8 protein-coding genes are annotated in these 12,617 nt (G+C 68.7%); all 8 read left to right on the plus strand.

Features of this window, described 5'->3' with window-relative positions; all coding sequences use genetic code 11:
- Positions 1 to 526, plus strand: a 526-nt coding sequence (locus VD997_06120; protein ID HYE61551.1) for a MoxR family ATPase, incomplete at its 5' end; no start/stop codon positions are given.
- A gap of 116 nt (positions 527 to 642) precedes the next feature.
- A complete protein-coding gene (locus VD997_06125; protein ID HYE61552.1) occupies positions 643 to 1,104 on the plus strand; it encodes a GxxExxY protein in 462 nt (153 codons plus the stop codon).
- Positions 1,098 to 2,021: a DUF58 domain-containing protein gene (locus tag VD997_06130; protein ID HYE61553.1), complete on the plus strand. Its 924-nt coding sequence runs from the start codon at positions 1,098 to 1,100 to the stop codon at positions 2,019 to 2,021. Before VD997_06125 ends, VD997_06130 begins: the two co-directional genes overlap by 7 nt.
- Positions 2,022 to 2,133: 112 nt before the next feature.
- Positions 2,134 to 4,407 (plus strand): VWA domain-containing protein, encoded by a 2,274-nt coding sequence (locus VD997_06135; protein ID HYE61554.1) that lies wholly within the window; start codon positions 2,134 to 2,136, stop codon positions 4,405 to 4,407.
- Between the two features lie 101 nt (positions 4,408 to 4,508).
- Positions 4,509 to 6,737 (plus strand): hypothetical protein, encoded by a 2,229-nt coding sequence (locus tag VD997_06140; GenBank protein ID HYE61555.1) that lies wholly within the window; start codon positions 4,509 to 4,511, stop codon positions 6,735 to 6,737.
- Complete coding sequence (locus VD997_06145; protein ID HYE61556.1) at positions 6,734 to 7,684, plus strand: ABC transporter ATP-binding protein; 951 nt, start codon at positions 6,734 to 6,736, stop codon at positions 7,682 to 7,684. The genes VD997_06140 and VD997_06145 overlap by 4 nt, the downstream gene beginning before the upstream one ends.
- Entirely contained in the window at positions 7,681 to 9,663 is a 1,983-nt protein-coding gene (locus tag VD997_06150) for an ABC transporter permease subunit (GenBank protein HYE61557.1), read from the plus strand. The genes VD997_06145 and VD997_06150 overlap by 4 nt, the downstream gene beginning before the upstream one ends.
- 54 nt (positions 9,664 to 9,717) lie before the next feature.
- Complete coding sequence (locus tag VD997_06155) at positions 9,718 to 12,555, plus strand: hypothetical protein (protein HYE61558.1); 2,838 nt, start codon at positions 9,718 to 9,720, stop codon at positions 12,553 to 12,555.
- Positions 12,556 to 12,617: the final 62 nt, after the last annotated feature.

The following is a 12,617-nucleotide window of genomic DNA, read 5'->3' on the forward strand; positions in this document are numbered from 1 at the left end:
CACCTACCCGCTCCCCGAAGCCCAGCTCGACCGCTTCATCTTCAAGATCGTCGTCGGCTACTCACAGCTCGATGACCTCATGACCATCCTCGACCGCACCACCGCCACCCAGCAGCCCGAGAGCAGCAAGATCCTCGACGGCCCCACCATCCTCGCCATGCAGCAGCTGGCCCGCGGCGTCATCGTCGCCCCGCACGTCAAGGAGTACGTCGCCCGCCTCGTCCTCGCCACGCACCCCATGGGCGTGATGGCCGCGGGCGGCGCGAGCGGCCCCACCAACAAGTACGTCCGCTGCGGCGCCAGCCCCCGCGCCGCCCAGGCCCTGATGCTCGGCGGCAAGGTCCGGGCCCTGGTCGAAGGCCGCTACCACGTCAGCTTCGCCGACATCCGCAGCGTGGCCGCCATGGCCCTCCGCCACCGCCTGATCCTCAACTTCGAAGCCGAAGCCGACCGCGTCGACCCCGACGCCCTGGTGAAGCAGATCGTCGACATGACCCCCACCGAGCCCGTGAAGGCGGGTGTGTAAGGCAAGGCACCACCGCGGAGTTTGCGGAGTAGGCGGAGTCGCGCGGAGTTTGAATCAGGATGAAGCAGAACGAGCACAGGCCCGGACCGCGCGATGTTCCCGAAGAGTGGAATCGGGTGACCGACCAGATCCTCGCGGCCGCGTTCAAAGTGCATTCCGTCCTCGGACCCGGGTTACTCGAGCGATTGTACGAGGAGGCCCTCGCCTACGAACTCACGAAGCGAGGAATCCCGTTCGAGCGGCAGAAGCGTCTCCGCGTCCGGTACGAGGAGATCGAGATCGGTGATCAGGTTGTTGACCTCCTTGTCGGCGGGCTCGTCATCGTTGAGCTCAAGTCAACGGAGAAAGTCAGCGACGGCCATATCGGCGTGATGATGAGCTACATGCGCTCGACAGGGATGCCCCTGGGCCTGCTGATCAACTTCAATACCCCGAGCCTCAAGTCCGGCATCTACCGCCGCGTCCTCACATCCAGGACCCCACTCCCCCGCTCATTCCTCTCAGAAGAAACTCCGCGCAACTCCGCTCACTCCGCAAACTCCGCGGTAGCGCCTTTCTCCGAGCCACACGAGTGCTGAAGACACAAGCCCCATCCCGCCCCAAAGGCATCGAGGACCTCCTCTCGAACGAGCTCATCGCCAAGCTCGAGAACCTCGACCTCTCCTCCAAGCGCGTCTTCTTCGGCAAGCTCAAGGGCGAGCGCCGCTCCAAGAAACGCGGCCAGTCCGTCGAGTTCGCCGACCACCGCCAGTATGTCTCCGGCGACGACATCCGCCACATCGACTGGAACATCTACGCCCGCCTCGACCACCTCTTCTTGAAACTCTTCCTCGAAGAAGAAGACCTCTCCCTCTCCGTCGTCATCGACGCCTCCGCCTCTTCCGACTGCGGCGAGCCCAGCAAGTTCCTTTTCATGCAGAAGGCCGCCATGGCCATGGGCTACGTCGGCCTCGTCAACCTCAACCGCGTCTCCTGCACCGCCATGGGCGCCGCCGAGGGCTCCGTCGCCGGCGCGCTCCGCGACCTCCGCGGCCGCCGCCGCACCCACGACCTCGCCCGCTTCCTCTGCACCCTCGAGCCCGCCGGCAGCTTCTCCTTTAAGGAAGCTTGCGAACGCATCGCCCTCACCCGCCGCGGCAAGGGCGTCATGCTCGTCTTCTCCGACTTCTTCTTCAAAGAGGGCTACGAGGACGGCCTCCGCCGCCTGGTCGGCCACGGCTACGACGTCTTCTGCATCCAGGTGCTTTCACCGCAGGAGCTCGAGCCGCCCGTCACCGGCGACCTCCGCCTCAAGGACGTCGAAGACGCCGATCTCGCTGAGGTCACGATCTCCGCCCCGCTGATGAAGCGCTACAAGGCCAACCTCGCCGCCTACTGCCAGGAGATCAACGCTTTCTGCCTGCGGCGTGACATGCAGATGCTCACCGTCCGCAGCGACACGCCCATCGATGTGCTGATCCTGGACTACCTGCGCAAGAGGGGGGTGGTGAAGTGATAGTGGCAAAGTGGCACAGTGGCGAAGTGGCAAAGTGGACCAGGAGTGATCGCTTGCGCACTTTGCCACTCTGCCACTTTGCCACTCTGCCACTTCCTAAGGAGGTCGCGCCATGACCTGGCTCACCCCCACCTACGCCATCATCGCCGCGAGCATCGCCGTGCCGACGCTCGTGATCCTCTACTTCCTCAAACTCCGCCGGCGCGACCTCGAGGTCTCCACCACCCTCCTCTGGAAGAAGTCCATCCAGGACCTCCAGGCCAACGCCCCTTTCCAAAAGCTCCGCAAGAACCTCCTGCTCTTCCTCCAGCTGCTCGCCCTCGCCGGCATCATCGGCGCCCTCGGCCAGCTCACGATGAAGGGCCAGAACGTCATCGGCAACAAGCACGTCATCCTCATCGACCGCTCCGGCTCCATGGCCGCGCTCGACGAGGACGACAACGGCAACCCGGTCTCCCGCCTCGACGCCGCCAAGAAGCAGGCCATCGCCCTGGTCGAATCCCTCGGCGAGGGCAACATGTTCAACCGCAGCACCGCCGACGAGGCCATGGTGATCTCGTTCGCCGGCGGCGGCGACGTCCGCCAACAGTTCACCAACGACAAGGCCGCGCTCAAGACCGCTATTGAGTCCATCACCATCTCAGAGGGCCCCACCTCGCTCGAAGAAGCCATGCGCCTCGCCATGGCCCACAAGCCCAAGCGCGTGGTCGAGGGCAACGCCGTCGAGGGCCTCACCGTCGGCGCCCCCGTCACCATGCACCTCTACACCGACGGCAAGCTCCCCGACGCCGACAAGGCCCGCCCCGACCCCGACGACACCGTGATGTACCACCACGTCGGGCGCGAGAACGCCACCAACCTCGGCATCACCGGCCTCCGCTCCGAGCGCAACTACGACGACCCCGCGAAGCTCTCCATCTTCGTCGCCGTGCAGAACGCCGATAGGCAGGACCGCGTGGTCGACATCGAGATGCTCATCGACGGCACCGTCGCGGGCATCCGCTCCACAACCATCCCCGGCGCGAGCAGCACCGAGCTCTCCGCCAGCGCCGCCGCCCAGGCCGAGGCCCGCGAGCGCGAAGCCGCGGCCGCCGCCGGCGCACCCGCCGCCACGCCCAGGCCCGACGACGAGAAGAAGGAAGCACCCGCTGCCAAGATCACCCCCGGCGTCGGCGGCGTGGTCTTCCAGCTCGAACGCGGCGGCGGCGCCCTCGTCCAGGTCCGCCTCCGCTCCTCCGGCACCGGCGAGCCCCTCGAGGGCGACGTCCTCTCCACCGACGACCGCGCCTGGCTCGTCGTGCCCCCCGCCAAGAAGATGGCCGTCGCCATCGTCGGCCGCACCGACCTCTTTATCACCTCCGCGCTCGGCGGCCTGCCCCTCTCCCGCCTCGACCAGAAGACCCCCGCCGAGTTCGAAGAGCTCGTCCGCCAGAACCGCGTCGGCGAGTACGACGTCATCATCCTCAACGGCTGGGTGCCAACGACAGAGGTGGCATCAAACGTGCCACCAGCGTCGCCGCCAACAGGAACCACCCCAACACCAGCCACCGCCGACGCGGCGAAGCTGGTGCCCCCCGGACCGCGGCTGACAACAGCCCTCCCCCCCGGCCGCTATCTCATGCTCGGCGTCGTCCCCCCCGGCCTCGGGATCACCGACAAAGGCCCCGGCCCCGCCGCGGCCGTCATCGACTGGAACCGCGACCACCCCGCCCTCCGCGTCGCCAACATCTCCTCCGTCAACATCGCCGCCTCGCGCCAGATCGAGGTCAGCCGCGAGCTCGGCGCCGAGTCCCTTGCCACCGCCGACAACGGCCCCATGATCGTCGAGGTCACCACCAACGATCTCCGCTCCATCGTCGTCCCCTTCGACCCCGCCGAGAGCGACTGGCCCTTCAAGCCCAGCTTCGTCCTCTTCCTCGCCTCCACCATCAACTATCTGGGCGAGGACGTCTTCAACACCGCCGGCCGCATGCTCCTCCCGGGACGCGAGCTCTCCGACCGCCTCCCCGTCGGCGCCAGGAACATCACCGTGAAACCGCCGGGCGACGACGCCCAACCACTCACCGCGGCCAGCGACGGCCGCATCGTCTTCGGCCCCATCGAAAAGACGGGCGTCTACGACGTCACCTGGGAAGGCCCCGCCGGCCCTACCGACCTCGAGGACGGCTCGGGCCGCGTGCTCCGCAGCTACGTGTGCAACATGCTCGACCCCAACGAGTCCGACCTCGCCGCCGCGAAGACCATCATGCTCGCCAACGACGAGGTCAAGCAGGAAACCAAGCGCTCCGCCGAGGCCGACAAGCGCCTCTGGCCCTGGTTCCTCCTTGCCGCCCTGGGCGTCGTCATGTTCGAGTGGTTCATCTACAACCGCAAGGTGTACCTGTGACGAGTCCGAGCATCGACACGCATACGAGACCGGAGCGCAAGCTCCGGACGAGTTCCCAGATCCTTTCACCCTCAGCAACAGCGAGGGCCCCGCACATCGCCGTGCGCCACCGATTCGCCGCGCTGCTCTTCACGCTCCTCTTCTCCCTCCTCTTCACCTCCTCCACCCTCGCCCAAGACAAACCCAAGCGTCGCAAACCCCCACCCGTCGAGATCGTCAACGTCGACCTCGGCTGGGGCTCCGGCATGCTCTCCGGCGAACGCTGGCAGCCCGCCACCGTCTGGGTCACCAGCCAGGACAAGCCCTTCTCCGGCATCCTCACCCTCACCTGCCAGCAGGACGGCACGCAGAACGCCGTGATGTACGTGGGCCCTGTCGCAACAACGCCCGGCCAGATCACGCCCGTCGAGGTCATCTTCAGCCCCGCGTTCAACGCCAGGGAGCTGGTCTTCACCCTCGCGGGCCCCGGCTATAGCACCAAGCTCCGATACGCCCGCCAGCCGCAGGGCGACGACCTCCAGATGCCCCGGATCGGCCTCGCGCGCGCCGGCCACGCCGTGCTCGTCGGCGAGACCTCCGCCAAGAAGGCCCTCGAGATCAAGCAGATCAACGTCAACCAGGGCACCTCCGCGTACAACTTCGGCAACCCGCCCAACGCCAACGTCGACCCCGACCAGATCTGGGACAACATGTTCCCGGCCAACATCCAGCCCGGCCGCCTGCCGATGAGCTGGACCGCGTACGAGTCCGCCGACATGCTGGTGTGCGCCGCGGAGGACCTCGCCCGCGTCGACCCGCGCATCAAAACTGCCATCAGCACCTGGGTGCAGGCCGGCGGCCGCCTCATCATCCGCGCCGACCAGATCGGCCCCGCCTGGCCCGACTTTCTCTCCGATCTCCCCGCCCCCATCAGCGGCACCGAGCAGCAGGTCTTCACCCTCGGCTCCGACATCAAAGACCTGATGCCCGGCATCGCCGCGACCACCCACCAGGCCCGCGCCCTCAACCTCACGCCTGAGGGCCAGCGCCTGGGCTGGAAGACCCTCTACCCCGCGCACCGCCCCAGTGATGACACCCCCGCCGGCTTCCTCGTCGCCCACGGCCCTGCCGGCCTGGGCATGGTCACCGTCATCGGCTTCGAGCCCCGCAACGCCGCGGCCCTCATGAACGACGAGGCCGTCAAGAAGGTCTGGCGTGCGATCATGACGCCCACCCTCACCCCACGCGCCAAGCTCGGGGGCCACCAGCAGCAGTACTACTGGGGCGGCTGGGGCGAGCTCAACGAGTCTGAGACCGCCGGCGCCATCAACAGTTCCCTCGACACCATCGCCACCATCCCGCCCATCGGCACCGGCGTCTTCTGGGCCATCTGCACCTGCATGGTCGGCCTCGCCCTGCTCGTCGGCCCCATCGACGCCAAGGTCCTCAAGTGGCGCAAGCAGTCGCGCTACTCCTGGTTCACCGCCCTCATGTGGATCTGCCTCGCCGGCACCGCGGCCGTGCTCGTTCCGCGGGTCATGCGCTCCGGCGAGTCGATCGCCTCCCGCCTCACCTTCGCCGACACCATCTGCTCCGCCGAGGGCCAGCCCCTCAGGTCCGCGCACCTGGGCCTCACCGGCATCTTCGCCGGCAAACCCATCACCGTCGCCCTTGAGGGCGGCCGCCACGCGGCCTGGGCACGCGGCGTCTCCGCCAACTCCAACGCCTTCAACTCCGACACTTCCCTCATCTCCCTCCCCGACCTCCACCTCCCCATCCTCAGTGACGACAGCGGCGCCGCACTCCGCACCGCCTGGCCCGAGACCGTCGACGTCCCCCAGTGGAGCTTCCGCACCGTCTCCGACCTCGCGCCCCTCGCCGAGTGCACATCAAAGGACATCGGCGCGAAGGTCAAGGACGCCGGCGGCTACTACGAGGTCACGCTCACCAACCTCCCCGAGGGCGCCGTCGTCCGCGAGGCCTTCCTCGGCATCGGCGACCAGTGGCACGCCATCGCACCGGAGACCGCCGTCACCGCCGCCAATGCGCGCGACCGTGTCTTCCGCGTCAGCACCGCCAGCCCCACACACCGCAGCACCGCCTGGAACCGCACCCCCCACACGAGCCCCGACTACTGGCGCCCCCCCACCGCCACCCCCGCCTCCCTCCCTTGGGTCCGCGAGCGGGGCGAAGCCGTGGACGCCATGCTCGCCGGCGGCCACTTCGCCTGCGTCTGCGTCCGCCTGACCGACCTCCCCATGGACCTCACCGTTCAGGGCGTCAAGAACCTGCAAACCAAGCAGACGACCATGCTGCGGCTGCTCACGCCGCTGGAGACTCAGCAGCCATGATCCGCACCAGCGGGCTCACCAAGCGCTACGGCGCCCTCACCGCCCTCGACAACCTCACCCTCGACATCGGGCCCGGCGAGATCTTCGGCTTCATCGGCCCCAACGGCGCCGGCAAGACCACCTGCATGAAGATCCTCGCCTGCCTCCTTAAGCCCGACAGCGGTTGGGCCCAGGTCTGCGGCCTCAACTGCGCCACCCGCGCCGACGACATCCGCCGCCTCATCGGCTACATGCCCGACTTCCTCGGCGTCTACGACGACCTCACCGTCGACGAATACCTCCAGTTCTTCGCCGCCGCCTTCAGTATCCCCCGGCGCGAGCGCCGCCGCATCGTCGACCAGGTCCTCGAGCTCACCGACCTCACCCAGAAGCGCACCGCCCTCGTCGACTCCCTCTCCCGCGGCATGCAGCAGCGCCTCGGCGTCGCCCGCGTTCTCATCCACGACCCCAAGGTCCTCTTCCTCGACGAGCCCGCCTCCGGCCTCGACCCCCGCGCCCGCATCGAGATGCGCTCCCTCCTCACCGAGCTCGGCCGCATGGGCAAGACCCTCATGGTCTCCTCCCACATCCTCACCGAGCTCGGCGAGATGTCCACCTGCATCGGCATCATCGAGCGCGGCCGCCTCCTCTACTCCGGCTCGATGAAAGACGCCCTCGCCCGCACCCGCGCCATCTCCACCGTCGGTGAGCGCATCGAGGTCAAGCTCGAGCCCGAGGGTGCCCCCGTCGAAGTCGCGAAGGACGCCCTCCTCAAGGACCCGCGCGTCTCCAGCGTCAAAAACGGCGAAGACCTCGCCCTCACCGTCGAGCTCGTCCAGGGCACCCACGGCCACCACTTCGTCATCGAAAAGCTCCTCGCCTGCGGCGCCCGCATCGCCAGCTTCCAGCCCCAGGAGGTCAAGCTCGAGGACGCCTTCCTCAAGCTCACCACGGGGGCCCTGCAATGACCATGGCGCCCGCCGCGCCGCCCTCACTCGACGCCCCGCCACCCGACGCCACCCCCGCGCCCCCGCGCGAGTCCCTCCTCACCCGCCTCAAGCTCCTGCTGCGCCCGAAGAACTTCATCGCCGCCGTCCCCGGCCCCATCTTCCACCGCGACGTCTGGATCAGCGGCCGCAAGAGCGGCACCTATTGGATCCGCTGCATTTACGTGCTCCTGCTCGCCGGCGTCATCGCCCTTACCTTCGCCGGCGCGTCCGACGAACTCCGCTCCGCCGCCTCCCCCTCGCTCCGCCTTCAGTCCCTCCAGACGGTCGCCCCCATCGCCACCAAGGTCATCCTCTGGTTCCAGCTCGGCGCCCTCGCCTTCGCGGGCGCAATCTTCGGCGCCCCCGCCATCTGCGAAGAGAAGCGCGCCGGCACCCTCGCCACGCTCCTCACCACGCCCCTCAAGGCCTGGCAGATCGTGATGGGCAAGACCTTCGCGTTCTTCGTCCAGCTCCTCATCCTCACCCTCGCCGCGGCCCCCCTCCTCCTCGCCGTCCGCGTCTTTGGCGGCGTCTCCGCCACCGAGATCGTCGCCGGCACCGTGCTCTCCCTCGCCACCGCGCTCTTCGCGGGCATGTGCGCCCTGTGGCACTCGATCAAGGCCAAGCGCACCACCAACGCCATGAGCGCCGGCTTCACCCAGCTCCTTTTCGTCATGGGCATAGTGCCGCTCGGCTGGATCATCTACGCGTGGAAGTTTAACGTCCCCCCGCCCTTCGAGTTCCTCACCTACTGCTCCACCCCCGCGGCCATGGCCTGCGTCACCTTCGGCTTCGAGTTCGGCGCCGCCGACGCGGTGCGCAACGCCTGGATCTTCTCCACGCTCTACACCCTCGGCTGGTGCGCCCTCATGTTCGTCGCCTCCTCCATCCGCCTCCGCGCCGTCATGGCCCGCGAGGGTGCGGGCGGCTCGATCATCCCCAAGGGCAAGAAGGTGAAGAAGCCCAGGAAGGTCAAGGGCGCTCCACCCGTCGCCGACCAGCCTGCCGTCTACGCAGCCGCTGCGAGCGCCATCGCAGGCACGCCCACCCCCACGTCCGACGACACCTTCACGCCTCCCGACATCAAGCACAAGCGCCGCGCCTCCTCCGTCCAGGAAGGCGTCACACGAACCGTCAGCGACCACCCCGTCCTCTGGCGCGAAGTCCGCCAGGCCCACTTCCGCACCAGGTTCCGCATGTACGCCGCCCTCGCCATCGCCGCGGCCGCCATGTGCACCATCTACTACTACGCCGGCCTTGACGGCGAAGAACTCCACTTCCCCGTCGGCATCATCGGCATCCTGCTCGTCCTGCTCACGGGCGCGATCTCGCCCTCCGCCGTCATCAGCGGCGAGCGCGAAGCCCGCACATGGGAAGTACTGCTGACAACCCCCCTCTCCGCCTGGTCGATCATCATCGGCAAGGCCGCGGGCGCGCTCCGCCGCCAGTGGTACATCCCTCTCATCCTCGGCGTGCACTTCGTCCTCGCCGTGCTCGCCGGCTTCTACTACGACCACCGCACCATCAGCCCCGCCATCCTCCTCTGGGTCCCCCTCATCCTCCTCCCGCCGCTTATCTTCCTCACCGCCACGGGCGCGCTCCTCAGCATGGCCTGCAAGAAGTCCGCCACCGCCGCGGCGGCTAACTTCGGCGTTGCCCTCCTCCTCTGGGCCATCATCCCCGGCGTCACCGCCTTCACCCTCTTCGCCATCCTCAACGCCAACGACGCAGGCGAGGACTTCTTCAGCATCTTCATGGTCCTCAACCCCGTCGCCCTAATGGCCCTTGCCCTGGAGGGGGCAATGGACCGCAGCTACAGCCTCTTCGACATCGACGCTGGCCTCATCGGCTTCGTCGCCGCCGTCATCATCTACGCCGGCCTCTATCTCGGCGCCGCCTACCTCGTCCTCAAGGCTGCCGCCGGCATCCTCGCCGCCAAGACCCTCCGCCTGAAGTAACACAGGCCCGCCACCGCCAAAGCCCCCCCCCTCCCGCGGCCGATAAGTACCGGAATGACCCGCGCTCCCGGGACCGCTATCCCCTGCCTCCTCGCCGCGGCCGCCGGGCTCGCGCTTTCAGCCGGCCTCGCACCCGCCCAGCAGCGCATTGAGATCATGCCGCCCGCGACCGCGCCTACGCCCGAGGAGGTCGCCCGCCCCGGCGCCAGCCGGCGCGTGGTGCGCGTCTTTGACTTTGAGGAACGCGACACCAACCCGCACGAGGTCCCCGAGCACTGGTTCCACGCCCACGATCGTCCCAAGGCCCCGCGCCCCGGCTTCCCTGCATGGAACCTCGCGACGCTGCGTTACACCAGCGAGGGCGGACTCGCCGCGGCTGGCGAGGGTGCGGTGCAGCTGCCCACCGCTGGCGGCAGCACCTCGCTCCTCCTGGGCGACGGCGTCATCCCCGTCTTCCAGAACGCCGATTACCTCATCTCCGCCAAGGTCCGCACCGAGAACCTCACCCACGCCCGCGCCGCCCTCGTCGCCCGTTTCCTCGACGCCGCTGGCCGCACGATCCCCAACACCGAAGTGCGCACCGAGCTCGTGGTCTCCAACGGCGAGTGGAAGCCGGTCGCGACCGAGCTCGTCGGCGACGCCGCCAACGCCGCTTACATCCAGCTCGAGCTCCAGCTCCTGCAGCCCCAACAGCACCACGCCGCACGCGCCGACGCTGGCACGGTGTGGCCGCAGGACTTCGACGGCTCCGCGTGGTTCGATGACGTCGCCATCGTGCAGCTGCCCCGCATCGAGATCACCACTGCCTCGCCCACGAATATCACCGCGCAGCCCGGTGCGCCCGAGCTCAAGCTGCTCGTGCGGGACCTCACCGGCGAGCCGCTGGCGATCCGCATCATCGTGACCGATGCCGAGGGCCGCCCCGCCGACAGCCTCAACAAGAGCATCGGCGCGGGCTTCACGCAGCTCGACTGGACGCCCCGCCTGCCGCGCCTCGGCTGGTACCGCGCGGCCATGACCGTCACCACCGACTCCGGCACACCCGTCGGCCAGTCCTTCGTCGACTTCCTCTGGACGGCCTCCAGCGTGGTCACCACCGATGCCGTGCTCGTGGCAGACCGGGCCAGGTTCGGCTTGAGCTTCTCGGAGATCCCCGCACAGGCGCTCCCGCATGCCGCAACGTTCGTACGGCAGATCGGCGCCGGCGCGCTGTCGATCCCTGTGTGGAATGAGCAGCTCACCACCGAGACCGCGCCCGCGCACACCGGAGCGCTCGCGCCGCTCATCGATGCGCTTCTCGCCGACCGGCGTGTTATCACGCTCACGCTCCCTCGCTTGCCCGCGCAGCTCGCCGCCCTCACCCAGCTCGACCCCGCGGACACCTGGACCCTGCTCGCGGGCCAGCAGCGCGCATGGCTCCCCTACCTCGCCCCCACGCTCGAGCGGTACGGCCAGCGCATCAACCGCTGGCAGCTCGGAGCGCCCGGCGACGACCGCGTCCTCTCTCGCGAGCACGCGTCCGCCGAAGCACAGTCGATCTCGCAGGCCCTCGCAATGCTTGTCCCCGGCCCCACGATCGCCGTTCCCACGAGCGTGGGCGCGGGATGGCCGAGCGGCTCCAGCCCCCCGGCGCTTGTGAAAGCGGTCCCAGCCGACGCGCCGCCCCCGGTCGTCACCGCCGCGGTGCGTTCCGCGGCGCCGCTGCTCGAATCCGGTGACGGCGAGCTCTCCTTCGTCCTGCAGCCCACATCCGCCCACGCGGCCGGCGCAACACTGACCGCACGTCACGCGGTGCACTTCTGGGCCGCGCTCTCGCGGGCGGACGGCGCGATGATCCCGGGTGCGACGATGTCGCTCCAGGACCCGTGGGTGTGGGTCCAGCAGGGGCGTCGATCGCAGCTCGCCCCGCGCCCGGAGGCAGGCGTATGGCGCACCATGACTGACCAGCTCGCAGGTCGGCGCGTGGTCGGCTCGGTGCCCGCCGGCGATGGAGTCACCTGCTTCATCCTCGCGCCCGCGCCCGGCCTGCGGCAGGCCCGCCCGGGTGCCCTGGTTGCGTGGAGCGAGTCCTCCCAACCAGCAACGCTGACCGGGGACTTTGGTCGCGGCCAGCTCCGCACCATCGACCTGTACGGCAACTCGCTCCCGGTGCCCGCGAGCGGCGTCACCAGTGCAGAAGGTCGCCCGCGCACGTCCATCCCGCTGAGCGAGGCTCCGATTTTCATCGAAGGCGTCGACGTCGACCTGATCCGCTTCACCGGCGCCCTCGCTATCAACCCGCCGACACTCGAATCCAGCACCGACCAGCACGAGCGCGAGCTGGTGATCCTCAACCCCTGGCCCGCGGCGGTCTCCGGGCAGGTCACCTTCCTCGAGCCCGGCGGCTTCGACACCGGCCACAAGAACCGCTCCTGGCAGATCTCGCCCCGCACCGTGCCGTTCAACATCGCGCCGGGCGACACCGCCCGCCTGCCTATCGCGATCTCCTTCAGCCCCGCCGAAGAAGTCGGCCCCAAGGACTTCGTCATGGCGGTGCAGCTCTCCGGCGACCAGCAGGCCTACGGCACCATCGAGGTCCGCCGCGCCGTCGAAGTCTCCGTGCAGAACCTCACCATCGACCTCACCGCCAAGGTTCAGGGAGGCGACGACCTGGTGATCGAGGCCACGCTCACCAACCGCGGCCCCACCGCCGTCACCCTGCAGCTCACCGCGTTCGCCGAGTCGCTGCCGCGCTCCAAGGCCACCATCACCGAGCTGCCCCCCGGCACCCAGACCACCCGCCGCTTCACCTACCCCAACGCCGCCACCAAACTCCGCGCCCAGCGCATCCTCGTCTCCGCCGAAGCCCCCGGCGCCAGCGTCCGCGTGAACAAGTCGGTCATCGCCCCGTGACGGCCGCTCACCCGCGCTGCGGTGCTCCCTTCCAGTTCCTCGGCCTCATATGAGTCCCATGA

Source organism: Phycisphaerales bacterium (genome assembly GCA_035627955.1).
Taxonomy (GTDB): domain Bacteria; phylum Planctomycetota; class Phycisphaerae; order Phycisphaerales; family UBA1924; genus JAEYTB01.

What these genes read in the sequence shown, in the direction of transcription:
- VD997_06135 (HYE61554.1), top strand. Translation starts at nt 2,134, where the DNA reads ATGACCTGGCTCACCCCCACCTACGCCATCATCGCCGCGAGCATCGCC.
- VD997_06145 (HYE61556.1), top strand. Translation starts at nt 6,734, where the DNA reads ATGATCCGCACCAGCGGGCTCACCAAGCGCTACGGCGCCCTCACCGCC.
- VD997_06150 (HYE61557.1), top strand. Translation starts at nt 7,681, where the DNA reads ATGACCATGGCGCCCGCCGCGCCGCCCTCACTCGACGCCCCGCCACCC.
- VD997_06155 (HYE61558.1), top strand. Translation starts at nt 9,718, where the DNA reads ATGACCCGCGCTCCCGGGACCGCTATCCCCTGCCTCCTCGCCGCGGCC.